19 protein-coding genes are annotated in these 23,529 nt (G+C 62.6%); 8 read left to right on the forward strand and 11 right to left on the reverse strand.

The annotated features are described in order from the left end of the window. Nucleotides 1–86 precede the first annotated feature (86 nt). The 10 genes from ARTSIC4J27_RS14065 to ARTSIC4J27_RS14110 all read right to left on the reverse strand — a co-directional run bounded on the left by ARTSIC4J27_RS14065 (nt 87) and on the right by ARTSIC4J27_RS14110 (nt 12,545). Nucleotides 87–272: a PspC domain-containing protein gene (locus ARTSIC4J27_RS14065; RefSeq protein ID WP_200900831.1), complete on the reverse strand. Its 186-nt coding sequence runs from the start codon at nt 270–272 to the stop codon at nt 87–89. Nucleotides 273–856: 584 nt separating this feature from the next. Continuing rightward, nucleotides 857–1,876 carry an isocitrate lyase/PEP mutase family protein gene (locus ARTSIC4J27_RS14070; protein ID WP_083435463.1) on the reverse strand — a complete coding sequence of 340 codons (1,020 nt, stop codon included), beginning with the start codon at nt 1,874–1,876 and terminating at the stop codon, nt 857–859. 155 nt (nt 1,877–2,031) lie between these two features. After that, nucleotides 2,032–3,099, reverse strand: a complete 1,068-nt coding sequence (locus ARTSIC4J27_RS14075; RefSeq protein WP_050055819.1) for an ABC transporter ATP-binding protein — start codon at nt 3,097–3,099, stop codon at nt 2,032–2,034. Further along, nucleotides 3,096–4,226 carry an ABC transporter ATP-binding protein gene (locus tag ARTSIC4J27_RS14080; RefSeq protein WP_200900832.1) on the reverse strand — a complete coding sequence of 377 codons (1,131 nt, stop codon included), beginning with the start codon at nt 4,224–4,226 and terminating at the stop codon, nt 3,096–3,098. The genes ARTSIC4J27_RS14075 and ARTSIC4J27_RS14080 overlap by 4 nt, the downstream gene beginning before the upstream one ends. Then, complete coding sequence (locus ARTSIC4J27_RS14085) at nt 4,223–5,566, reverse strand: ABC transporter substrate-binding protein (protein WP_235436681.1); 1,344 nt, start codon at nt 5,564–5,566, stop codon at nt 4,223–4,225. The genes ARTSIC4J27_RS14080 and ARTSIC4J27_RS14085 overlap by 4 nt, the downstream gene beginning before the upstream one ends. Nucleotides 5,567–5,863: 297 nt before the next feature. After that, nucleotides 5,864–6,772: an ABC transporter permease gene (locus ARTSIC4J27_RS14090; protein WP_083435464.1), complete on the reverse strand. Its 909-nt coding sequence runs from the start codon at nt 6,770–6,772 to the stop codon at nt 5,864–5,866. Next, entirely contained in the window at nt 6,769–7,701 is a 933-nt protein-coding gene (locus ARTSIC4J27_RS14095; protein WP_050055822.1) for an ABC transporter permease, read from the reverse strand. Before ARTSIC4J27_RS14095 ends, ARTSIC4J27_RS14090 begins: the two co-directional genes overlap by 4 nt. Nucleotides 7,702–8,074: 373 nt before the next feature. Beyond that, entirely contained in the window at nt 8,075–9,949 is a 1,875-nt protein-coding gene (locus tag ARTSIC4J27_RS14100) for a flavin-containing monooxygenase (RefSeq protein WP_050055823.1), read from the reverse strand. A gap of 838 nt (nt 9,950–10,787) precedes the next feature. Then, on the reverse strand, nt 10,788–11,078 hold the full coding sequence (locus tag ARTSIC4J27_RS14105; protein WP_235436682.1) for a hypothetical protein: 291 nt from the start codon (nt 11,076–11,078) through the stop codon (nt 10,788–10,790). A gap of 51 nt (nt 11,079–11,129) precedes the next feature. Continuing rightward, nucleotides 11,130–12,545: an NAD(P)H-quinone dehydrogenase gene (locus ARTSIC4J27_RS14110; RefSeq protein WP_050055960.1), complete on the reverse strand. Its 1,416-nt coding sequence runs from the start codon at nt 12,543–12,545 to the stop codon at nt 11,130–11,132. Nucleotides 12,546–12,651: 106 nt separating this feature from the next. On the opposite strand from ARTSIC4J27_RS14110, the gene ARTSIC4J27_RS14115 reads away from it, so the two are divergent. Both ARTSIC4J27_RS14115 and ARTSIC4J27_RS14120 read left to right on the forward strand, forming a co-directional pair. Beyond that, on the forward strand, nt 12,652–13,470 hold the full coding sequence (locus ARTSIC4J27_RS14115) for a purine-nucleoside phosphorylase (RefSeq protein WP_050055824.1): 819 nt from the start codon (nt 12,652–12,654) through the stop codon (nt 13,468–13,470). Nucleotides 13,471–13,572: 102 nt separating this feature from the next. Then, entirely contained in the window at nt 13,573–15,336 is a 1,764-nt protein-coding gene (locus ARTSIC4J27_RS14120) for a phospho-sugar mutase (protein WP_200900833.1), read from the forward strand. Nucleotides 15,337–15,426: 90 nt separating this feature from the next. Here ARTSIC4J27_RS14120 and nirD read toward each other — a convergent pair whose 3' ends face one another. Continuing rightward, nucleotides 15,427–15,813, reverse strand: a complete 387-nt coding sequence (gene nirD / locus ARTSIC4J27_RS14125; RefSeq protein WP_083435465.1) for a nitrite reductase small subunit NirD — start codon at nt 15,811–15,813, stop codon at nt 15,427–15,429. A 269-nt stretch (nt 15,814–16,082) separates the two neighbouring features. Here nirD and nirB point away from each other — a divergent pair, with 269 nt between their 5' ends. From nirB to ARTSIC4J27_RS14155, 6 genes are all read left to right on the forward strand, one after another. Beyond that, nucleotides 16,083–18,713 carry a nitrite reductase large subunit NirB gene (gene nirB, locus ARTSIC4J27_RS14130; protein ID WP_050055826.1) on the forward strand — a complete coding sequence of 877 codons (2,631 nt, stop codon included), beginning with the start codon at nt 16,083–16,085 and terminating at the stop codon, nt 18,711–18,713. Between the two features lie 2 nt (nt 18,714–18,715). After that, nucleotides 18,716–19,750 carry a uroporphyrinogen-III C-methyltransferase gene (gene cobA / locus ARTSIC4J27_RS14135; protein WP_050055827.1) on the forward strand — a complete coding sequence of 345 codons (1,035 nt, stop codon included), beginning with the start codon at nt 18,716–18,718 and terminating at the stop codon, nt 19,748–19,750. A 14-nt stretch (nt 19,751–19,764) separates the two neighbouring features. Further along, nucleotides 19,765–20,913: a uroporphyrinogen-III synthase gene (locus tag ARTSIC4J27_RS14140; RefSeq protein WP_050055828.1), complete on the forward strand. Its 1,149-nt coding sequence runs from the start codon at nt 19,765–19,767 to the stop codon at nt 20,911–20,913. A 256-nt stretch (nt 20,914–21,169) separates the two neighbouring features. Then, the gene (locus tag ARTSIC4J27_RS14145; protein ID WP_050055829.1) at nt 21,170–22,036 is read left to right on the forward strand and encodes an FAD-dependent oxidoreductase; all 867 of its coding nucleotides are present in this window, start codon (nt 21,170–21,172) and stop codon (nt 22,034–22,036) included. An 81-nt stretch (nt 22,037–22,117) separates the two neighbouring features. After that, complete coding sequence (gene deoC / locus ARTSIC4J27_RS14150; RefSeq protein WP_050055830.1) at nt 22,118–22,843, forward strand: deoxyribose-phosphate aldolase; 726 nt, start codon at nt 22,118–22,120, stop codon at nt 22,841–22,843. Between the two features lie 51 nt (nt 22,844–22,894). Beyond that, on the forward strand, nt 22,895–23,158 hold the full coding sequence (locus tag ARTSIC4J27_RS14155) for a hypothetical protein (RefSeq protein ID WP_050055831.1): 264 nt from the start codon (nt 22,895–22,897) through the stop codon (nt 23,156–23,158). Nucleotides 23,159–23,529 lie beyond the last annotated feature (371 nt).

Here is a 23,529-nt window from a genome sequence, read left to right on the forward strand (position 1 = left end):
TAGGCCGGGTGGTTGAGCCTGTCGAAACCCCGGGGCGCCAAACTCAACCGCCGGCGCTGCGTGTGAACCTGTCGAAACCGGTGCTCTTACGCCGGGGCCTTCGGGATGGTGATCCACAGCGCGATGTAAACCAGCTCGCCGATCCCCACCAGACCAAAGATCACGAAGCCCAGCCGCACCAGGAACTTCGGAAGCCCGAACCGGGCTGCCAGAGCCGCGCAGACGCCGCCGATCATTTTGCCGCGCCGGGGGCGCTCAAGTGCCATTGACATGTCCGACCTCCCAGTTCCTTCGAGGAGTCTATGCAGATCGTTCCCTGAGAGTCCAGAGTTGCTGCTGCCACGTCCTCCACGTCGACGTACGTACGCCGCAAGGCTTCGGCGTGCAGGGAATGTGACCTCCGAACGTCAATGAACAACCGCAGCCTCAAAGGCTGAAGAGTCCTTTTGCCAGCCCCTATATCCCATAGAGTCCAGCCGCCAAAAGAAGGCCCAGATAAGCCAGCACCAGCCTCGTGTGGCGGAGGAAGCACTTCGATCTCTTGAGCCCGTTTCTGCGCGTGACCATGATCCGTTACCCGTTCGGCGAGGAGTCGGCGCAGCCGTTGTTGCTGGCCCGGGAGCTTGCCCACGGCCAGTGTGGTGAGCGTTTCCGATGCCGAGGTCGCACTGGGTACAGATGTTCTTCCAGAGGTCCAGCGTGCGCGGATGGGACAGTGACGACGACTGCTCGCTGAGCAGGTCCAGCAGCGAGGACTTTCATCAGGTTGCGTAACGCGCCGTTCGTGAAATCGCTGTAAACGTCAGGGTCGCGTCGCGGGCACCCGCGGCAGGATCACGTGAGTGCTTTCTCCTCGTCACGGTAACGCCACTGATCCCTGATAGCGAGCGGCCAAGTCGCCCCATTCGGGGTAGCGGATCGTTTCTTGGACCAACTTGACAGTGTCGGAATCCACCTCGCTGGTTCCGCCACCCTTGAGTTCAGTGAGGGCGGTGATCACCGCACCGTAGACCGCATATGAGACTGGGACCGGTTCGAGCAGTACTTTAACCCCGCTGTGACGAGCGAGTTCGCGTTCCTGCCGAGTTGAACTTCCCAATCGGATGGGGACCATCATTACCGGCCGGCCAGACGCCTCCACAGCTTCTGCGGCGTCCTCAAAAGGAAAATGCGTGGGCTTGATTACATCTGCCCCTGCCTCGGCCAACAATCGCATCCGAATCAGCGATTCTTCCTTGGATATCAACGCGGCATCAGTCCGGGCAATAATGACTGTATCGGGATTCCGACGCGCCTCCACCGCCGCCCGGATCCGCTGGACTGCCGCCTCCCTCGAGAGATGATGATTGTCTTTGAACTGCATCAGAGTCCCCAGTTCTTTCGGCGGAGAGTGCTTCGGATACGCGAAGTTCGTGTCTTCGATCATTACGCCTGCGATGCCCGCTGCCTCCGCCAGTTGAACTGCGTGGCGAACCTGAAGCGGATTGCCTCCTCCGTCATCGAAATCGGCGACCAATGGGATATCAATTGCTCGCGTAATGCCGCGTGCCGCCTCAACCACATCACGCGTAGATACCATTGTCATGTCAGGCACCACGTGATACCCGATCGCCAAGGTAACTCCGCCTCCCAACGCCACCGCCTCAAATCCCATGTCTTGGGCTACCCGAGCCGAGAATGGGTCGTGAATCCCTGGAATCTGCACCAACCCCTCTTGAGTGAGCAATTCCCTCAACCGATGTGCCGCAGACCTCGTCCTTATCGCCATACCACTCACAACCTTTCCCCTTCTCTTGTCGAAGCCGAACAGCACCGATGCACGTCGGCGCTGATGTTCTTGCCACTTGGCGCCTTTTTCTCCCAAATACGATTCCATGACTTTTTGGATTCAATGCTGTGGAAGCCGCGGTTGGAAGATTTTCTACGCTGTTCTTGCCGCGCGGAATGATCAACACTTGAACAGTCGGCGAGGCGATTTCCGGACAGGAACCGGCCTCAGCGCCCACACATCCGACACCTCTGAGAGACGCGCTAGAACCCAGGAGCTAAAGCCCCGACCCCATAAATTCGGGCTCTCTCTCGGTCAGCGCCCTCCAATGGATAATGGCAAGCAACTTGATGCTGGTGGCCTATCTCCCGTAGTTGCGGCTCTTCGCTGGCACACCTTTCCCGAGCGAGCGGGCACCGTGTCCTGAATCTGCATCCTGACGGTGGGGCAGACGGCGATGGAATCTCACCACTGAGACCTTCACGTTGGCGCTCGACATGTCCGACCGCCGGATCGAAATCGGGTATGGCGTTGAGTAAGCCCATAGTGTATGGATGCGCCGGAGTGTCATAGAGCGTCTGGGTGGGAGCCACCTCCGCGACCTTGCCAAGGTACATAACGATCACGCGGTCGCTGATGTTCTTCACGACGGCCAAGTCATGAGAGATAAACATCAGTGTCAGTTGATGCGAGACCTTGAGGTCCTCCAGCAAGTTGAGCACTTGCGCCTGGACGGAGACGTCTAATGCTGAGACCGGTTCATCGCAGATTATCAATCTCGGTTCCATGGCTAAGGCTCGCGCGATCGAGATTCTCTGGCATTGTCCCCCAGAGAATTCGCTCGGCGTACGTTCTCGGGCTATATCGGGACTAATCCCGACCTGCTCGAGGAGGTTCTCAACTCGTTTCGAGCGCTCTTGCTGAGACCGGACCTTCATGACCTTGAGTGGTTCTTCGACGATATCGAACACTTTTCGCCGCGGATTAAGCGACGCAATGGGGTCCTGAAAGATCATCTGTAAGTGCGGTCGCACGCGGCGCAATGCGCTTGCCGAGACCTTGGTCAAATCCTGGCCTTCGAAGGACACCTCTCCCGAGGCCGGTGGGTGCAGCTGGACGATCGCTTTGCCGACGGTCGACTTGCCACATCCCGACTCACCTACCACTCCCAGCGTTTCACCCTCAAAGAGGTCGAAACTGATACCGGAAACCGCCTCTAGCCACTTGCCGCGGCCAAGCGGGTATCGAACTGTCAGATCTGTCACTTCGAGGAGCGGTTTAGTGAAAGTACTAACTGCATGCCCCGTCAACTCTCTAGTGGAGTCCTTCATACAATTGCTCCCGACCCCTTGAGCTCTCCTACCGGGACTCCTGACGCCGATGTACCCTTCGCTCGGTTAGCGCGAAGCGCAGCATCACCTTCGGGGAGTCCTACCGGGAAGAAGCATCGATACTTATGGTCCTCGCGTCCGTTGTCCGAGACGAGTTGGGGCTCCTCTTTAAGACAGCGTTCCTGCGAATAGGCACATCTCGAGGCAAACCGACAGCCCGTAGGAAGGGATGCCAGGTCCGGTGGACGCCCTGCGATGGCTTCCAAGCGAGCGTGCGGAGGATTCTTGACAAGCGGCATCGAGTTCCGTAGCGCCGAAGCGTATGGTGTGCGGGAGGAGCGGAGCACCGCATCTGCGGGCCCGCTCTCGACAACCTGGCCGGCATACATCACCATGACGTTCTCGGCGTACGAAGCGGCAAGACCGAGGTCATGGGTGATGAAAAGCACCGACATTTGACGCGACTGCTGTTCTCTCTTCAGTAGCTGCATTACTTGCGCCTGGATAGTTACATCCAGAGCGGTCGTAGGTTCATCGGCCACCAGAACTTGCGGATCACGAATGAGCGCAATCGCAATCATGACCCGTTGTCGCATGCCTCCCGATAGTTGGTGCGGATACTGCTGCACTCTCCTTTCAGGTTCAGACACACCCACGTCATTCAAGGCCTTAACGGCTGCCCGGCGAAGTGCGCGAAATCCACCTGTATTCGCTCCTCTTAGCGACTCGACGATCTGATCCCCGATCCGCATTACCGGATTCAACGCCGTCATTGGATCCTGGAAAATCATAGAGACGGTAGGACCCCAGTGGGGGCGCATCTGCGGCTCAGAAAGGCTTGCGAGGTCCTCCCCTTTAATCAAGATCTCTCCACTGGACTCCACGCCACTGCGCGGTAGCAGCCGCATGATCGAACGTGCCAGGACCGACTTGCCAGAGCCTGACTCACCCACCAAGGCCAACATCTCTCCGCCTCGAATGGCCAAGGACACGTCATCCACTGCCCTGACGAGCCCGCGGCTCGTATGAAAGCTCGTAGTGAGATTCCGAACCTTCAAGACCTCGTCCCCTAAGCGAGCGGGGATCATTGAAGCGTTCTTCTGAGCCGTGTGGGTTTCGAGGTTCATTCGTCGATCCACAGCGACTCGTACTCGATCAAACCGGCATCGTAGATGTGAGCGCCTTTGGCGGAGTCATTAACAAACAGTTCAATCTTGCGCTCCATCTGCGGGAAGAAAGGCAGTTCCTGGACGAGAAGTTTCTGAACCTCACGGAGGATTTCGACACGTTCATCCTGAGAAGACGTCACGGCGGCCCGCTTCAAGAGTCTGTCCATCTCCTCGTTACAGTAATTGGCGTTATTACCGCCCGAGTCGCAAAGGAGACGGTTGCTCAGCGTAGGGATCGGGTCAAACCCTTGCAGAGAGTTGTTGGCAATTGTGTACTGGCCGGAATACAGGTTGTCCAACGCTTTCTGCAAGCTGACAGTACCGATAGTGATCGTGATGTCATCTAGTTGCGAATTCACCCGTTCCGCGATTGCGTCGGCCCACGCCCGATCCGAACTAATAGCTTCGTAGGTGATTTCGACCGGTCCGTGCTCGGCGACGTAGGAGTCTATTAGCTCCTGCGCCTCTTTGATGTCCCCATTGAAGGGCCACTGGTGTTCCGGTGCGTGATAGGGCGAAGTCTGGGGGAAAAGCGTGGTCCATGGTGCCGCAGCCCCCTGCGTCGCCCTGTCGCTCAGGGCCTCGGGGTCCAGCGCCATGATGATTGCCTTACGCACGCGGACGTCACTTGTTGGCAGGCTCGTCGTGTTGAAGGTGTATTGGTATCCGCCGAACGCTTCTGGCGTGAGCGCCTCGTGCCCAGTTGCCTTTAGGTCGCGCTGAACCCTTGGGTCGCCTGTATAAAACAGATCGCTCTCACCGGCCTTGAAGGCGGCTTCAGCCTGTTGCGTTTCGACTATCAGCTTTATGTTGAGGGCATCGACGTAGGGTCGGCCCTCTTCCCAGAAATCTGGATTCTTTTTATAGGAGTACATAGAACCCGGGACGCGTTGCTCAAGAATGAAGGGGCCGGCTCCAACCGGAGCCGCGCTGTAGTCCTCCCCCATTTCCTTGATCGCGGTGGGAGACCCGATCATCCCTAACGAGCCCTGTAAGAGGAACGGGAAACCACTGGAAGGCGCGTCCAGCGTCACTTCAAGCGTTGTAGGACTTGTGACTGTCATTGAGGTTATCGCGTTCGCGTCGCGTTTTGTGATTGGCGACGTCGGCTCCTGAGCACGCTCCCAATTGAACTTCAAAGCTTCCGCGTCGAACGGCGTTCCGTCCGTGAAAGTTACGCCTTCTCGAAGCTCAATTGTCCACGTTTGCCGATCTTCCGACTCCACCGACGTCGCGATACGGGGTCTGATCTCACCATTGACATCTACCCGAATCAACGTGTCGAAGATCGGCAGCATTAGATTCCCGACGCTTTGAGCCCCTCCCGCAGTCACTGTCGGGTCTAGTGTCAAGCCATCGGTCTCGGTGATTACTGTCAACGTGCCGCCAGGCACGGGCGTTCCTCCGCCCGAAGTATCGCTCCCGTCCCCGCTACTACACGCGGCGAGCAGCGCCATCGAAAGGACTGCAAGGGACGCGCCCAGGACACGGCACCTTTTCGCAATAGTTGACTTCATGATCTTCTCTTTCTTGTGCATCGCTAGGGATTACTGAGATACGGCACGGTTGCCTGACCGATCAAAATTGACCTTTGTTCAAATCTTGGAATCCCCCGCGTTGAACTTACGGACAATCACATCGCCGATAACATTGAGGGAAAACACCGTCAGTGCGAGGATCGCGGCGGGAACGAAAACCAGGTGAGGGAAGCTGGCCAATTCGTATTGACCTTCGGCAATCATGTTTCCCCAGCTAGGCGTAGGAGGCTGAAGTCCGAGGCCGAGGAAGCTCAGACTCGCCTCCGCCGTGATCAGCGTCGCCATCAGAATGATCGCATAGGCGAAAACCGGGGGGATAACATTAGGCAGCAACTCCCTGGTGATGATGCGTCCCGTCCGCGCACCGGTCAGATGTGCCGCATGCACGAACTCGCGAGCGCTGAATCGTAGAGTGTTTGCACGGGCGACGCGGACAAAGACTGGGAACGAGACGGCCCCGAGCCCGATGATCAATGTTTGCATCCCGGGTCCCAGCACAGCAGCTATGCCCACGATCAACACCAAGCCAGGAAAAGCCAACCCTGCATCGGTGATTACACCGACGAACGCATCGAACTTTCCCCGCGTGTAACCAGCAAGCACACCAACTGCTGTGCCTGCCGCCAGGCCAATCATCATCGCGACGAAACTTATGCCGATCGACGCCCTTGCGCCGTAAAGAAGACGCGATAGCTCGTCTCTACCTTGCGCGTCCGCTCCCAAAGGATGTGCCCAGTCCACGAACGGAGCAAGTCGCGGCTCGGCGACGCTCACTTGCGGCTCCGCAACAGGTAGCCACTGGACGACGAAGGCAAGTAAGCAGAGCAATCCCACCCAGCCGAATGCGATTGCCGTGACAGCGCCGATGGAACGCCGTGGCCGTGCCTTGCGAGCTAAGCGCCCCGCCAACAAAGCTGGCTGTGGCAAACGTGCTTCCCGTCCGTCACGCAATCCGGTTCTCGTCATTTTGCGATCCTCGGGTCCAGGAGTCGGTATGTGGAATCAACCACGAAATTGATGCCGAGGTATGCAACGGCCATAAAGAGCACGACCCCCTGGACGACAATCAAATCTCCTCCTAGAACCGCCCGAATAAGATATGCCCCGATTCCTGGGATCGAGAAGATCGTCTCGATCACAATTGTTCCGCCGACTAGCTCGGCTAAACGGAGGCCGGCTACCGTCAAGAGGGAGAAAGACGAGGGACGAAGTGCGTGTCGCACTAGGATCGGCGTGGACGGAAGGCCCTTCGCACGCGCCAACGTAATAAAGTCCTGCTGCAGAGTACCGACCAGATCGGCACGGAGAACACGTACAAACACAGCAGCCGCGGGCAGAGAGAGCGCCAGCGTCGGGATGAAGGCGTGTCGCAGATTCTTCACTGGATCAGTGGTGAAGGGCACCCATCCCGTCACCGGCAGCCAGCCCAGCGTCACTGACAACGCGTAGACGAAGAACAGCGACGTGACGAAAGCTGGAATGGCAATCAACCCGGACGTAAGTGCGTTAACGACACGATCGACGAAAGTGTCGGGCCGAAATGCACAGAACAACGCCAGTGGAATCGAAATTAGCAGCGCCAGAAGGATAGCCCCGAAGGCCAGCTGCAGTGTCATAGGCGCCCGTTCTATCAGCGAATCGAATACCGGGGTCCTGTCTAAGTAGGATCGTCCGAAATCACCTTGGAACACCCCAGCCACCCAATCGACATACCGTTCCATGACCGGCTTTTCGAAACCGTACTGCTCATTAATGGCCGCGATAACTTCGGGTGTAGCGTAATCCCCCGCAATGCTCACTGCTGGAGACCCCGGCACGAGTTCGAGCATGAAGGATGTCATGAGAGTCACAAGAAACACGACTGCCACGAGCCTAGTAAGTCTCCCCATCAGCATGTACGGACCCTCCTCACTGTCGCGGGCCCGTTGACATGTGGCTTCATAGCGGCGCTCCTTTGCGTTAAAGCCTGAGGCTTTTGACCCTTACCTTGCAGTCAATACTTGAATTCGTATTCCTGAAATACGACATTGTCCAACGTTTTGCGTGACGCTCTCTGGTTCAGGTTGTTGCAACGGAGGCGGCAGGAAGCCAGGTTCTCCCACGTTTTGCACCGCCCGCGAGCGCGGCGTGAGTAATCCGCCCATGATGAACCGGTTAGAGAGGTGGAATCCTCCAGCGACGAGAACATAAAACTTCGCGTAGTGTCCGCGCGAAAACTGTAGGGCCGTCTCCGCTACGACGACGGCACGGGTAAGACCCTCTGCCGCATTAGATGCCTCTCAGTGGTTGAAGGGATGTATAGGCATCATTTGGTGAATCAGACACACCCGACGACACGTTCAAGAGCATGTCCTCGCAGAACCGCTCCTCGCGCCGCCACGCATCAATCTGTTTGCGGAACCCGAACGTGCCGCCCGGGTATCCGGCCGCGATCGCCGGAACAATGTTGCCCCTGACACGGCCCTCGTTGTTGTAATAACCCGGCGTGCACTCCTGCACGGATTTCGCGATGGCCGCACCACTCAGACGCAACTCCGCCATGTGGGCATCCCACGCCAGCTCCGCCTCGCGCTTGACTTCCATCGACGTGACACCCGAATCAACCAACGTCGTGATCAGCTCCACCACATGGCTGGCCTGAATATGCATCCGGAACGGAATGTTGTGCGTCGGTGCTGACTGGCGGCTGTTACCGACCATGAACATGTTCGGGAAGCCATGGGTATACAAACCATGGAGCGAGTAGTACTCGTTACGACCCAATTTCTCATCCAGAGTGATCCCGCCCCGCCCGATCACGTTGTAGCGACCCGACTGCGACGGCGACGTCGCGAACGACTCAAAACCAGTCGCATAGACGATGCAATCCACCTCATACGCGACACCATCAAAATGAATGGCATTCTCAGAGATCCGGTCAGGCCCGCGGCCATCGGTATCGACCAGGGTGACATTGGGCTGGTTGAACGCCTGCAGATACTCATCACTGAAACAAGGCCGCTTACAGAACCGCCCGTAATACGGCATGAGACCAGCAGCGGTCTCGGGATCCTCCACGATCTCCGCGATGCGATGGCGAATGCGCTCCAACTGCTGGAAGTCCAATGCTTCCATCGCCTCGACAACCTCGTCCGGGGACATGGACGAAGCATCCGGGCGCCCCCAGACCTCTTTCCACTGGTCATCAATCAGGTTACGGTCCGGACTCTTGCCCTCCAACACCAGGTCAAAGTTCATCTGGCGGTCCTCCTGCCACCCCTTGGGCAAACTCGACCACCACTGCGGATCCGTCGGACGATTCCCCCGCGCATCAAGAATCGACGGGGTCCGCTGGACCAACACCATTTCCTTAGCATCTGCCGCAACCCGGGGCACCACCTGAATCGCAGTAGCCCCGGTGCCAATCACCGCAACCCGCTTATCAGCCAGCCCCGTCATACCCCCGAGATTACTGCCGCCCGTGTACTCATAATCCCAACGGCTGGTATGGAACGAATGCCCCTTGAAAGTCTCAATCCCCGGAATACCCGGCAGCTTAGGACGGCTGAACATCACCCCGGAAGCCAACACCACAAACCGTGCACTGATCTGATCCCCACGATCAGTGGCCACCTGCCACAGCGCACTGTCCTCATCCCAGCGCATCTCCGTCATCCGGGTCTGGAACAACGCATCCTTATACAAATCAAAGTGGTGCCCCATCTTGCGGGCATACCCGAAAATCTCGTCAGTACGCGCGTACCGCTCCGTGGGCATATAACCAAGATCTTCAAGAAGCGGAAAGTAGATCGAGGACTCAATGTCACACCGGGCACCTGGATAACGGTTCCAGTACCACACACCACCAAAGTCACCCGCGTCCTCAATGATCGCAAGTTCCATATCGCCCGCCTTGCGCAGCAACGCACCCGTGGTCAAACCACCAAAGCCGCCACCCAAGATCAACACATCCACCTCACGCCGAACCGCTTCCCGCTCCACACGAGGAGTGAACGGATCACGCAAATACTCCGAAGCAGTGTCAAGCTTCACATACTGCGCAGTGCCTTCCGCACGAAGCCGCTTGTCCCGCTCTTCCCGATACTTCTCGCGAAGCGAATCACGCTCTTCCTCCGGCACAAAGCCCTCATTCTCCGAATTCATACAGAGCCTCCGCTTATCCGTCGCCTCATCGCGAACTGAACCCGACTACGTCTGTGGAATCTGATTCACATCGCTGACGGTATCGTATCCAGAACCAGGAATCCAGTGTCCCTCGAAAGTAATTTGTCCGTGAAAAGCGGAAAAATGCATACGTACTCGTGGTGGTCGAGCCGTCGTCAGGGCACGTCAGATGCACGTCAGGCACGAATGGCACCGATTATCTGAACAAGCGCGGGGGATGATCGCGCGTGGATCACGGCGGCGTCCCAGAATGATTCAGGTCCGCTTCACAAGGGCCTTTGTGACGATATAGTCTTGGATGTCCTCAACGGTGCCGTGACACGTAATCGTCTGCGCTGACCGAATAAGGGACGGATTTTGAATAGCTTTCCCTGAGGCGCGCAGGTCAGGCGGTGTCCGGGCAACTAGTGCCTTTAGTATTGCCGGTCAAAAGCTGGATAGGTAGCCTGGTGAGAAATGAATCCGAAGAGTTGAATAGGCTTTGTCAACGGCGACCAAGTAATTCTATGCCGATCATTTTGCGCAAGATACGTATGCCGAACTCCAGCCTGAACACATAGTTCGCGACCACGCCTTCTTGCCAATAACGAGCCGGTACAGCCGCCGCTGATGAAGACCTATGAGCTCCTTGCATTCTTGACGACGCAGCCAAATTTCAAGGCCACTCGCGATCGGCTCATCGACGTGCTCTTCGGGGAAAAAGATAACTCATAGGCCAGAACGTACCTCCATCAAGTCCTCGTGTTGGGGGCGATATCCGGAAACCCCCTGCGAAATAGTGCCATTTCGACGCCGAACCGGAACAAGGCGTAGGAACTCACGTAGCCAAATGGACGCCGAACCACGCGCCCACCAGGCCGGCCAGGATACTGCGGTCGCCTACGCCCCACCAGTCCCCCAAGGAAACCTGCCGGGAAACATCCCACGTGAGGACCCTTGAGCCGATGGCCCCAAAGGCGACGGCAAAACCGGCGAGGGGCCACAACCGTGGGTCGGACAGGCCGCGCCGGCGCTTCTCATAGGCGTAGAACAACAGGGCTGCGAGGATTCCCAGCCCTAACAGGCCGGCGTGAACCAACCCGTCTCCCGCGAAGGGAAGCCCGAACATGAGCGGAGTGTAGCAGTGCCCCTGCAGGGCCTTCCCGCGGACGCGCGGACGCTACATGTGCACGTGCAGCCGGCGTGCAGCCTCTGAGATCGAGCCCGTGAGGGACGGGTACACGGTGAACGTGCTGGCGACATCGTCCACGTGCAGCTTCTGCTTGACGGCGATGGAGATCGGGAAGATCAACTCGGAGGCGTTGGGCCCCACCACCACGCCGCCGATCACCGTTCCGGAGCCCTTACGGGCGAAAATCTTCACAAAACCGTCTTTGTTGTTGCGCATCTTCGCCCGCGCATTGCTGCGCAGCGAGAGCTTCACCACGTCGCCCTGATACTTGCCGGATTCGATCTCGGCCTCGGACACGCCGACGTTAGCGATCTCGGGCGAGGTGAAAATGTTGGACGCCACCTGATGCAGTTTGAGCGGGGTGACGGCATCGCCCATGAAGTGCGCAACGGCAATCCGGCCCTGCATGGCTGCCACGGAGGCCAGCGGCAGGACACCGGTGCAGTCGCCGGCGGCGTAGATGTTCGGAGCGGTTGTCCGGGAGACACCGTCCACCTTGATGTGGCCGCTCTCGCTGACCGCAACGCCGGCTTCTTCCAACCCGATACCGGCGGTGTTCGGGATAGAGCCCAGGCAGAGCAGGCAGTGGCTGCCTGTCACCTTGGACCCGTCGCTGAGGGTGACCACCACGCCGTCATCCGTGCGCTCCACCTGCTCGGCGCGGGACCGCGACAGCACCCGCACGCCGCGGCGTTCGAAGACCTCCTCGAGAACCACGGCCGCGTCCACGTCCGAGCCGGGCAGCACCCGGTCACGGCTGGAAATCAGGGTGACCTTGGAACCGAGGCCGTTGTAGGCGGACGCGAACTCCGCGCCGGTCACACCGGAGCCCACCACGATCAGGTCTTCGGGAAGTTCGTCCAGGTTGTAGATCTGGGTCCAGTTCAGGATCCGCTCACCGTCGGGCCGGGCAGTGGGCAGTTCGCGGGGGTGGGCGCCGACTGCCAGCAGGATGGTGTCCGCCTCCACCGTTTCAGTGCCCTCGGCAGTGACCACCTCGATGGTGTGGTCATCCAGGAGGCGGCCGGATCCGGCCAGGATGCGTACACCCTGCTGTGCCAGGCCGTCGGAGATGTCCTTCGACTGGCTGCGCGCCAGGTTGAGGAGGCGGTCGTTGATGTGCTTGAGGTCTGCGCGCATCACCGGCACGAAGTCGCCGCCGTCGACGTCGAACTTCACGCCCAGCTCCCCCGCCTCGGCGACACGGGTCATCAAATCCGCGGTGGCGATCAGGGTTTTGGACGGGACGACGTCGGTCAGCACCGCTGAGCCGCCCAGCCCCGCACGCTCGATGATGGTGACCTGCGCTCCGAGCGAGGCGGCCACCATGGCGGCCTCGTATCCGCCCGGACCACCTCCCAGGATTGCGATCCGGGGTGAACTGAAATCTGGATGGGTAGTCACAAACAACCATTCTCCTGCATCCCCGGCCGGACCGCCAAAGAAACCGTTCTCTCGCGAAAACCGCCAAAGGCTGGGCCCAACCGGAGCAGCAGGATAACTTGTACCAGTGAGTACAACTGACTTCCTGAACACGGATCCCTTCGCTGCCGCGCGCGCCGCCGCCGACTACATCGCCGAGGAAACGGGCGTGGACAGCCATGACGTGGCCCTGGTGCTCGGCTCCGGCTGGGCCGAAGCGGCCGACCTCATCGGCGAGACCACAGCCACGCTCTCCGCCGAGGAAGTCCCCGGGTTCCACGCTCCGGCAGTGGCAGGCCATGTTGGCACCATCCGTTCCGTACTGACCAAGGAGGGCAAGCGCGCCCTGGTGCTGGGTGCCCGCACCCACTACTACGAGGGGAAGGGAGTCCGCGCCGTAGTCCACGGGATCAGGGCCGCGGCCGCCGCCGGCTGCAGCACCCTGGTGCTCACCAATGGCTGCGGCGGACTGAATGAAGACTGGGCGCCGGGTACTCCGGTGCTGATCAGCGATCACATAAACCTCACCGCGGCCTCACCGCTGGAGGGCGCCACGTTCGTGGACCTCACAGATCTCTACTCGGCCCGGATCCGCGGGATCGCCCGGGAAGTGGACGCAACGCTGGACGAAGGCGTCTACGCACAGTTCCCCGGCCCGCACTACGAGACCCCCGCCGAGGTCCAGTACGCCAAGCGCATCGGCGCCGACCTGGTGGGAATGTCCACCGCCCTGGAAGCGATCGCAGGGCGGCACGCGGGAATGGAAGTGTTTGGCATCTCCCTGGTCACCAACCTCGCCGCGGGTATCAGCCCGCAGCCGCTCAGCCACCAGGAAGTCATTGAGTCAGGGCAGGCAGCGGGCCCGCGGATCTCCAAACTGCTCGCCGAAATCATCGCCAAACTCTAAAGCAATGCGGGGCCGCTTCAGGCGCCATCCGTCGCGTTCGATCGGCCGCATCCGGCCCCGCGTTGCAAGAAGTGAGGGACCAATGACGATAGGTTTGTGCCCATGACGTCTTCCGATGCCGATTTCCGCCTGCTCACCGAGGCCCGCGAATGGGCTGCCCAAGACCCGGATCCCGAGACATCGGCGGCCCTCCTTGAGCTGGTCCGGCTGGTGGAAGAGGGCTCACCGGCCGCCCGCCAGGAACTCGAAGACAGCTTCCGCGGACCCCTGCAGTTCGGCACCGCCGGGCTCCGCGCCGCGCTGGGGCCCGGCCCCAACCGGATGAACCGCGTGGTGGTGAGGCGCGCCGCTGCCGGGCTGGCGGACTTCCTGCTCCGCGCGGTGGCCGGGGCGTCCCCGGGAACCCGGCCGCGCGCCGTCGTCGGCTATGACGCCCGGTACAACTCGGACATCTTCGCAGCGGAAACTGCGGCGATCTTCACGGCGGCGGGCATTGAGACGTTCCTGATGCCCTCGGCGCTGCCCACTCCCCTGCTGGCCTATGCCGTCCGGAAACTGGGATGTGACGGCGGCGTGATGGTCACCGCCAGCCACAACCCGCCGCAGGACAACGGATACAAGGTCTATCTGGGCCGCCATGCCGTGACGGACAGCGGCAACGGGGCCCAGATCGTGGCACCTTACGACTCCGAAATCGCGGCGAGGATCAACGCCGTTGGCCCGCTTGGGACCATCGCCCTTGCCGCCGAGGGCTGGACGGTGCTCGAAGGGTCCGTGGCCGCCGGCTACCAGCAGGCAACGGCCGGGCTTGCCCTCCCTGACTACTTTCCCGCCCGGGATCTGCGCATCGTGCTCACTCCGATGCACGGTGTCGGCGGCGAAACGGCGCTGGCCGTGCTGAATGCGGCCGGTTTCACCGACGTCACGCTGGTGGCGGAACAGGCCCAGCCGGACCCGGACTTTCCCACGGTCAGTTTCCCGAACCCTGAGGAACCCGGGGCGCTGGACCTGGCCCTGGAAACGGCCGGGCGGCTGGACGCGGACATTGTTATTGCGAACGACCCCGACGCCGACCGGGCGGCAGTTGCCGCGAAGGACCCGGACACGGGTGCCTGGCGCATGCTGCGGGGGGACGAAGTGGGTGCGCTGCTCGGCGCCCACGTGGCGGCGCGGCTGGCCGCGGCTGGCGAAAGTGCAGGCAGCGGAAGTGTCGCCGGCGGCAGCGAGGGGGTGTTCGCCAACTCGATTGTGTCCTCGCGGCTGCTGGCCCGGATCGCGGCGGCAGCCGGCTACGGGCATGAGGAGACGCTGACCGGGTTCAAATGGATTTCGCGCGTCCCGGGGCTGTTGTACGGCTACGAGGAGGCGCTGGGCTACTGCGTCGCGCCGGAGCTGGTGAAGGATAAGGACGGCATCTCGGCCGCGGTGCTGATCGCGGAACTCGCGGCCGCGGCGAAGGCTGACGGGAAAACCGTCTTTGACACCCTTGACGAGCTGTACCTTCAGCACGGCCTGCACGCGAGCGACCAGCTCAGCATCAGGGTGGCCGACCTGGGCCTGCTGGATGCCATGATGAACCGGCTCCGGGTCAGCCCGCCCGAATCCTTCGGGTCATCGGCGGTGGAGGTTTTCACCGACCTGGCCGAAGGGACTGACAAGCTTCCGCCCACGGACGGGCTCCTGTACCTGACCCGCGACCTCACCAGAGTGATCATCAGGCCCAGCGGCACTGAGCCCAAGCTCAAGTGCTATCTCGAGGTGATCCACCAGGTGGGGTCGGCAGCCGAGCTGCCGGAGGCCAGGCAGGCCGTGCGGGCCGCACTGGACGAGGTGCTCCGGGACGTCAGCGAAGCACTGGGGCTCTAGCAGGGCCCCCGACAACCCGAAAAGGGCGCCCGGCCGGGCGCCCTTTTGTCATGGGTTGGAACTGCTGTCCCGGGTTACCAGTGCGCGTTCCTACAGCTCGACTTCAACGAAGCCGTCCACCACGCGGGTGCTGTACGCTGCGATGCTCAGGCCCGGGGTGCTGAAGCATTCGCCGGTTTCCAGGTCGTAGACCTCTTTGTGCAATGGGGAAGCGATGGTGGGACGCGTCCCGCGTGATCCCAGGATTCCCCGGGCCATAACATGCGCGCCGGTGGCGGGGTCCTCATGGGCCACGGCGAAAACCTCAGCCGGTCCGGTGCGGAAGAGGGCAATCTGGCGTCCTGCCACAAGGGCGGCTTCGCCCCAGGCGGGTTCCAGGTCGTCCACCAGGCAGATGCGGTGCCAGGCGGCGGTGTTGCCCGGTGCGGCCTCGTCGGTGGCTGCTGCGAGTGCCCCAAGTTCCAGTGTTGCCGTCATGTCGGCTCCTCTTCCTGTGCGTGTTTTCCTTGCCTTTGGCTGCCTCTGCGGCCGTGTTCCACGCTAGGCCGCCGGTGTTTCAGAGGGGTGCAGTGAATGTGTCCAGCGCGTAAAAGACACCTCACGCAGCCGGAAATGCGTTCGTGATGCAGAAGTTAAGTTGACGAAACAATTGGGAAACTGAAGCGAAACTGCGTCTCCCTAGTCTGGATGGACACTCGTCACCAGAAGGCTGCAGGAAACACTGCGGCCCATGCGAAAGGCCCACAGTGACCGAACAGACTTCAAGCACAGAGACTCCGCGCCGCATCGTCGTCGCCGGCGGCGGCCCAGCGGCCCACCGTTTTGCGGACGCCATGCATGCCCGCGGCCTCGATGGCTGGCATGTCACGGTTCTCACTGAAGAAGCCCACCTCCCTTACGACCGCGTGGCGCTGTCCAAGGCCCTCACCGAAAAAGGCGTGGACCTCACCTTGGGCACCGCTTCCATGTGGGACCACCCTTCCCTGGACTTGAAGACCGGTGAGCGCGTAGTCAAGATCAATGCCGAAGCCAAGACGGTGGAAACCGCTGCCGGCAACGTCTTCGAATACGACGAACTGGTGGTCGCCACCGGCTCGAACGCGGCGCGCCTGCCCATCCCCGGCGCCGAACACACCCACGTGTACCGCACGCTCGAAGACGTGTGGGCCATCAACGAGGCCATCACCGGCCTCACCGAGAAGCTGGGCCGCAGGGTCAATGCCGTTACCATTGGTGGCGGCCTCCTCGGACTCGAATCCGCCGCGGGCACCGAGCAGCTGGGTGCCAATCCGATTGTTATCGACGGTTCACAGTGGCTGATGGCCACGCAGCTTGATGAGGGCGCCGGCCAGGCCATGGGCCGGCTCATCAAGGGCAAAGGCTTCGAGGTCCACGGCGGCGTCTTCCCCTCGGAAGTACTGTCCGACGACGACGGCCAGGTCACCGGGGTCCTGATGGCCGACGGCCGGGTCATCGATGCGGACATCGTCATTGTCGCCATTGGCGTGCGGCCCCGCGATGAACTGTTCCGCGCCGCCGAGGGCGAGGAGCAGGTGTTCAGCCTGGGCCAGCGCGGCGGTGTGGTCATCAACGACTACTGCGCCACCGAAGTGGACGGCATCTGGGCCATCGGTGAAGTGGCCAACTACGGCGGCATGTGCCTGGGCCTAGTGGCCCCGGCCAACACCATGGCTGAAATCGTTGCCGACCGCCTCCATGGTGGAGACGCCACCTTCCCCGGTTTCGACACAGCCACCAAGCTCAAGCTGTCCGGAGTGGATGTTGCCAGCTTCGGCGACGCCTTCGCCAAGACCGAACACGCCCTGGAAATCGTCTACGCGGACCCCGCACGCGGCGTCTACCAGAAGATCGTCACCACTGATGATGCCAAGACGCTGCTCGGCGGCATCTTCGTCGGTGACGCCTCACCGTACATGAGCCTGCGTCCGCTCCTGGGCCGCGAACTTCCGGCCGAGCCCGGCGCATTCCTCAGCGCCGCCGGCGGCGGCGAAGCTCCCGAGACCGAACTGCCGGACGACGCGACCCTGTGCTCCTGCAACAACGTCACTGCCGGAACCATCCGCGACGCCATCAACGGCTGCGGCGCCTGTGAAGGCAACGCTCCCGTCCAGGAACTGGGTGAGCTGAAGGGCTGCACCCGTGCAGGCACCCAGTGCGGTTCCTGCGTTCCCATGTTGAAGAAGCTGCTCGAGACCGAACTGACCAAGTCCGGCGTCGAGGTTTCCAAGGCCCTCTGCGAGCACATCGAACTGTCCCGCCAGGAACTGTTCGACGCCATCCGCGTCCTGGAACTGACCTCCTTCGAAGAGATCATGGCCAAGTACGGTACCGGCGCCGGCTGCGACATCTGCAAGCCCACCATCGCCAACATCCTGGCCAGCCAGAACAGCGCCTACGTCCTGGACGCCGGCCGCGGCACCCTGCAGGACACCAACGACCGCGCCCTGGCCAACATGCAGAAGGACGGTACATACTCGGTGGTCCCCCGCATCGCCGGCGGTGAGATTACTCCCAAGAAGCTGGGCGTCATCGCCGCCGTCGCCGAGAAGTACCACCTGTACACCAAGATCACCGGCGGCCAGCGCATCGACATGTTCGGCGCCCGGCTGGAACAGCTGCCCGAAATCTGGAAGGAGCTGGTGGACGCCGGCTTCGAGTCCGGCCAGGCGTACGGCAAGAGCCTGCGCACGGTGAAGTCCTGCGTCGGCTCCACGTGGTGCCGGTTCGGCGTGCAGGATTCGGTGGCCATGGCCATCCAGCTGGAGCTCCGGTACCGCGGCCTGCGCAGCCCGCACAAGCTCAAGATGGGTGTTTCCGGCTGCGCCCGCGAGTGTGCCGAAGCCCGCGGCAAGGATGTTGGCGTGATCGCCACAGCCGACGGCTGGAACCTGTATGTCGGCGGCAACGGCGGTGCCACTCCGGCCCACGCCCAGCTGCTGGCCAAGGACCTGGATGACGAGACGCTGATCAAGTACATCGACCGCTACTTCATGTACTACATCCGCACCGCGGACCGCCTGCAGCGCACCGCGCGCTGGCAGGAGGAGCTCGACGGCGGCATCAAGCACGTCGAGGACGTGGTGGTCAAGGACACCCTGGGCATCGCCGCGGACCTTGAAGCGGCCATGGCCAAGCATGTGGACACCTACATCGACGAATGGGCAGACACCCTGAAGGACCCCGAGCGCCTGCGCCGGTTCCGTTCCTTCGTCAACGCTCCGGACCAGAAGGACGACTCCATCACCTTCGTCCCGGACGAGCGCGGCCAGATGCGCCCCGCCACGCCCGAGGAAAAGGGCAAGGTCCTCATCGGCGCCTCCATCCCCGTCCGGTCCAGCAACGAGAACGAGGTATAGGCATGCAGCTCAGCATTGATCTCACCGGCCGCGAGGTCCTGGTCACCGGCTCGGACCACGCCGCGCGCCAGGCCGTGCGCCGCTACGAAGCCGCGGGCGCCGTCGTCTACCGTCTGAGCACCCCGCAGGGCGCCGGGCATGACGGCCCGCTCCCGGAGCGTCCCTTCCTGGTGGCAGCGGTGGACGACGGTCAGCCCGGCTGGGAGCCGCTGCTGGACCGGTGCCGCACGGCCGGCATCCCCGTGGCCGCGGAACCCGCCGCCGGACCGGTCGGCCATGTCACCCTGGTGGGCGGCGGACCCGGAACCACTGAGCTGCTCACGGTCGGTGCAGTCAAGGCGCTGCGCGATGCCGACGTCGTCTTCTATGACCGGCTGGCCCCCTGCCAGGATCTGCCGCAGCTGACCTCGGCCGAACTCGTGGATGTTGGCAAGAAGCCCGGACACCACAAAGTCAGCCAGGGTGACATCGAAAAGCTGATGGTGGAAAGCGCCCTCGCGGGCAACAACGTGGTCCGGCTCAAAGGCGGCGATCCGTACGTGTTCGGCCGCGGCGGCGAGGAAGTTGCCTCCTGCGTTGCAGCCGGCGTCCCGGTCCGCGTCATTTCCGGCGTCACCAGCGCCATCTCCGTCCCCGCGGCGGCCGGGATCCCGGTCACCCACCGCGAGGTGAGCCACATGTTCACCGTGGTCTCCGGGCACGCCCCGCTGACCGAAAAGGAGCATCAGCACCTGGCGGGCCTGGGCGGGACCATCGTTGTGCTGATGGGGATCGGCACGCTGCACCAGCTCGCCGCAGGCCTTCGCCGGGCAGGCATGCGCACGGACATGCCCATGGCCGTGGTTGAACGCGGCTACCGCCCCGGACAGCGCACCACCATCGCGGACCTGGGCACCATCACCACTGCGGCCGCCGGCTGCAGCAATCCGGCTGTGCTGGTCATCGGTGAGGTGGTGCGGGTGGCGGAAGCCAACCGCGGGCATGCTGAGGCCGCCGCCGATCTGGACAGGCTGGCGGCCTCGCTGCTGGGCTCGTGAAAGGATTGACCTCCATGAATGCACTTGCACCGGCCGAAACACCTCAGGTCGACGAAACGCCCGAGGCGACCGAAGCACCGCTGGAGGGTTTCCGCATCGGTGTCACCTCCGACCGGCGGTCCCAGGACCTGATCGAGGCGCTCGAACGGCGCGGCGCCGAGGTGCTGCACGCCCCTGCCTTGAAGATCGCCCCGGTCCAGGAGGACATGCGCCTCATCGACGACACCCGGGCCATCATCGCCGCCAGGCCGGACCTGTGTATCGCCACCACCGCCTACGGCATGCGCCGCTGGTGTGAGGCAGCGGATTCCTTCGGCATCGGTGACGAGCTGCTGGAAACCCTCGGTGCCTGCAGGATGTTCGTGCGGGGACCCAAAGCCCGGGGCGCTGTGCGCGCGGCCGGCCTGGCCGACGTCGGCATCAGCAGCGACGAAACCACCGCCACGCTGGTGGACATGCTGCTCACCGAAGGCGTCCGCGGCAAGACCGTGGCCGTGCAGCTGCACGGCTACACGGATGTCCGGCAGCTGGAGCGCCTGCGCATGTCCGGTGCCACCGTCCTTACGGTCACCCCGTACCGCTGGGTGAAGCCCGACGGCGAGGACAGGCTTCCCCGCCTCATCGAGGCGGTGTGCAGCGGAAACCTGGACGTCCTTACCTTCACCAGCGCGCCCGCCGTCGACGCCTTGTGGAGCACCGCCCACGAGATGGGCGTCTACAAGCAGCTGATCGAGAGCCTGAAGACGAACGTAACCACGGCCGTGGTGGGTCCGGTGACCGCGCAGCCGCTGCTGGACGCCGGCATTACACCCCTGATTCCCGAACGCTTCCGGATGGGCGCGCTCATCCGGCTGGTGTGCGAGCACCTCGCGCTGAACCATGTCCGGCGGCTGGACACCAGGTCCGGCAACATCGAGCTGCGCGGCAGGAGCCTGCGCATCAACGGCCAGCCGGTGGAACTGGCACCGGCCCCGCTGCTGCTGCTCCGCGCGCTGCTGGGGGCAGGCGGCGCGGTCCTGTCCCGCGAATCCCTGTCCGACCTGCTGGAACTGCGCGGTTCGGTCCACGCGCTGGACATGACCGTGAGCCGGCTCCGTTCCTCGCTGCCGGACGGCCGCCTGGTGGAGACGGTGGTGAAGCGCGGTTACCGCATCCGCGTCTAGTGCCTCCACAGCACTATCCGAAGTGCCCGGGCTTTGACCCGGGCACTTTCGCATCTGCCGGGATGCACTATGAATGTGTCAGTCGGCAGACGGATGAGAGGCACGTCACGGGTTCTGTTACCGGCCGGTAAAAACTGGCGAACACGGACCCGCTAAACGGCAACTGAGGGGAAACACTCCGGAAAAAGCAGGGTCCTACGCTGGGTTCATCACGAAGTTCCGGCCGTTCAGCGGCCGCCAGCGAAAGGGCCAGCACATGTCCGCTCCGGCACCCTCCACCTCCACCGTTCCCGCCGCCCGCATCGTCATCGCGGGGGCGGGACCTGCTGCCCAGGCACTGGTCAGCCAGCTCAACCGTGCACGGTTCACGGGCACCATCACCGTGCTGAGCAACAGGGACGACACTCCCGAGGAGCTGCTGGAGCTGGCGCTGCTCCCCCAGGTTTCGGTCCGGTTCGGCCAGCCGGCGAGCCACATCGACCCGGAGAACCGGACGGTGGCAACGGCGGACGGCATGGAATTCAGCTACGACCAGCTGGTCATCGCCACCGGGTCAGCACCGGTGGCCAGCCCGGTGGAGGGCGCCAGCCGGTGCCTGAGCTACTCCACCATCGACGACGCCGCCCGGATCGGCGAGGCCGTCAGCGAAGTCACCCGGGAGCTGGGCCGCCGGCCGCTGGGGATCCTGGTGGGCACGGGTGCCGCGGCCGGCCAGGCTGAAGCCGTACTCCGTGCCAGGGGCGTGCGGCCCATCCGCACTACGGCCCGGCCGGCCGCCGTGGTTCCCGGCACCACAACCGGACTTGCAGCCTCCGGCGTTGTTTTTGAGGATGGCAGCAGCATGAACGGCGACCTGGTGGTCCTGGCCGAAGAACGGGTGTCCCGGGACGGCCTTGCCGCCAGCGCTGGCCTGCAGACCGCCGCCACCGGCGGGATTGTCATCAGCAGGGACTTCCGCACCTCCGTCCCCGGGATCTGGGCCATCGGTGACGCAGCAGCGTTCGACGGCGTCCGGCTGGGCCTGCTGGTCGCGGCGGCTTCCGCAGCGGGCGCCTGCGCCACGCAGCTCCTGTCCGCCGCGTCCGCTCCGTCCGTCCCGTCCGCCCTTCCAGCCGCCGCCTGAGTTGCTCTGTGGCAAGATGGTTCCGAAACGGGGCAGGGCGTCACAACGCCCAGGCCCATCGGCCCCTTGGAGAGGACCATCATGAGCAACGAAGCCACCCCTTCCGTTGAAACAGCCGCAACCGGCGCCCCGGATTCCGGCAGCATCGCGTCATTCATCGACCACACGCTGCTGAAGCCCGAAGCGGGTGAGGCCGACGTCCTCAAGGTGTGTGCGGAAGCGGCCGAGTACCACTTCAAGTCCGTGTGCGTGAATCCCGTCTGGGTCAAGACCGTGAAGAAGGCCCTTCGGGGTTCCGGCGTCCTCACCTGCTCAGTGGTGGGTTTCCCGCTGGGCGCCACGCCCACCGACGTCAAAACGTTCGAGGCCCGCGGAGCGGTGCTGGACGGCGCGGACGAAGTGGACATGGTCATCAACATTGCGGCCGCCCGGGCCGGGGACAAGGGCGCGCTGGTTGAAGACATCACCTCGGTGGCGGAGGCTGTCCACGCCAGCGGTGCCATCCTGAAAGTCATCATCGAAACCGCCCTGCTCACGGACAACCAGAAGGTCCTGGCATGCGAGGCCGCCGTGGAAGCCGGCGCCGACTTCGTCAAAACCTCCACCGGCTTCAACGGCGGCGGCGCCACCGCCGAGGACATCGCCCTGATGCGCCGCACGGTGGGTCCGGGGCTGGGCGTCAAAGCCTCCGGCGGCGTGCGCTCCCTCGAGGACACGCAGGCTATGATTGCAGCAGGTGCAACACGTATTGGTGCCAGCTCCGGCATCGCCATCGTCAAGGGTGAACAGGGTTCATCCTCCTACTGACGGCAACCGGAGCCGCCACAGATTGAGGCCCCCGCGGCCAAGGAGGAATGAATGTCCAGCAAGATCACGGCTTCCAGCCAGGGCACGGCGTCTCACGAAGGGGAACTCCGGACCCCCCAGAACGAGAACAAGCTCGGCACAAGCATCATCCTCTTTGTGGTCTGCATGGCCCTGTTCCTCGGCGCAATTTATTCGCTGTCCTTCCTTACGCTCGGCAACCCGTGGCCCATGGCTGTTTGCCTGGCGCTGTTCGCCCTGGCGTACTGGATCCCGCAGACCATCCTGGGCCGCTCGGACTCCGCCGGCGAGCACTAATCCCTCATGCAAGAGACCCCCTGGACGATGTCCAGGGGGTCTCTTGCATATGGCGCAGGTGTTTGGCCGGCCCTCTCCACCGAAGAAGCCGCCGGCCCGGATCCTCCGCGCCGAACTCGTGGTCATCGACGACATAGGCCTGGAACCGCGCCGCGGCGACCGTCGACCGGCCGCTGCACCACGCCCACGTCTGCCAGACCAGCGGCGATTCCGTCCGCCTCACCCAGGCCCTCGCAGGAAATGGAGCAACAGACTGAACTGACCAACCCAACGATGGCCAACCTCACCGAACCACTCCGTGGGCAGATCTGTTGGCCATCACCGGGCAGTTTTACTGGCCACCCGCGGGCACATCAACTGGCCGCCCGTGG

Source organism: Pseudarthrobacter siccitolerans, assembly GCF_001046895.1.
GTDB classification, from domain to species: Bacteria; Actinomycetota; Actinomycetes; order Actinomycetales; family Micrococcaceae; genus Arthrobacter; species Arthrobacter siccitolerans.

Bases quoted from the DNA above. Each gene is read 5' to 3' on its own strand.
- ARTSIC4J27_RS14065 (WP_200900831.1), bottom strand. From the start codon at position 272: ATGTCAATGGCACTTGAGCGCCCCCGGCGCGGCAAAATGATCGGCGGC.
- ARTSIC4J27_RS14070 (WP_083435463.1), bottom strand. From the start codon at position 1,876: ATGGAATCGTATTTGGGAGAAAAAGGCGCCAAGTGGCAAGAACATCAG.
- ARTSIC4J27_RS14075 (WP_050055819.1), bottom strand. From the start codon at position 3,099: ATGAAGGACTCCACTAGAGAGTTGACGGGGCATGCAGTTAGTACTTTC.
- ARTSIC4J27_RS14080 (WP_200900832.1), bottom strand. From the start codon at position 4,226: ATGAACCTCGAAACCCACACGGCTCAGAAGAACGCTTCAATGATCCCC.
- ARTSIC4J27_RS14085 (WP_235436681.1), bottom strand. From the start codon at position 5,566: ATGCTGCCGATCTTCGACACGTTGATTCGGGTAGATGTCAATGGTGAG.
- ARTSIC4J27_RS14090 (WP_083435464.1), bottom strand. From the start codon at position 6,772: ATGACGAGAACCGGATTGCGTGACGGACGGGAAGCACGTTTGCCACAG.
- ARTSIC4J27_RS14095 (WP_050055822.1), bottom strand. From the start codon at position 7,701: ATGCTGATGGGGAGACTTACTAGGCTCGTGGCAGTCGTGTTTCTTGTG.
- ARTSIC4J27_RS14100 (WP_050055823.1), bottom strand. From the start codon at position 9,949: ATGAATTCGGAGAATGAGGGCTTTGTGCCGGAGGAAGAGCGTGATTCG.
- ARTSIC4J27_RS14105 (WP_235436682.1), bottom strand. From the start codon at position 11,078: ATGTTCGGGCTTCCCTTCGCGGGAGACGGGTTGGTTCACGCCGGCCTG.
- ARTSIC4J27_RS14120 (WP_200900833.1), top strand. From the start codon at position 13,573: ATGACGTCTTCCGATGCCGATTTCCGCCTGCTCACCGAGGCCCGCGAA.
- nirD (WP_083435465.1), bottom strand. From the start codon at position 15,813: ATGACGGCAACACTGGAACTTGGGGCACTCGCAGCAGCCACCGACGAG.
- cobA (WP_050055827.1), top strand. From the start codon at position 18,716: ATGCAGCTCAGCATTGATCTCACCGGCCGCGAGGTCCTGGTCACCGGC.
- ARTSIC4J27_RS14140 (WP_050055828.1), top strand. From the start codon at position 19,765: ATGAATGCACTTGCACCGGCCGAAACACCTCAGGTCGACGAAACGCCC.
- ARTSIC4J27_RS14145 (WP_050055829.1), top strand. From the start codon at position 21,170: ATGTCCGCTCCGGCACCCTCCACCTCCACCGTTCCCGCCGCCCGCATC.
- deoC (WP_050055830.1), top strand. From the start codon at position 22,118: ATGAGCAACGAAGCCACCCCTTCCGTTGAAACAGCCGCAACCGGCGCC.
- ARTSIC4J27_RS14155 (WP_050055831.1), top strand. From the start codon at position 22,895: ATGTCCAGCAAGATCACGGCTTCCAGCCAGGGCACGGCGTCTCACGAA.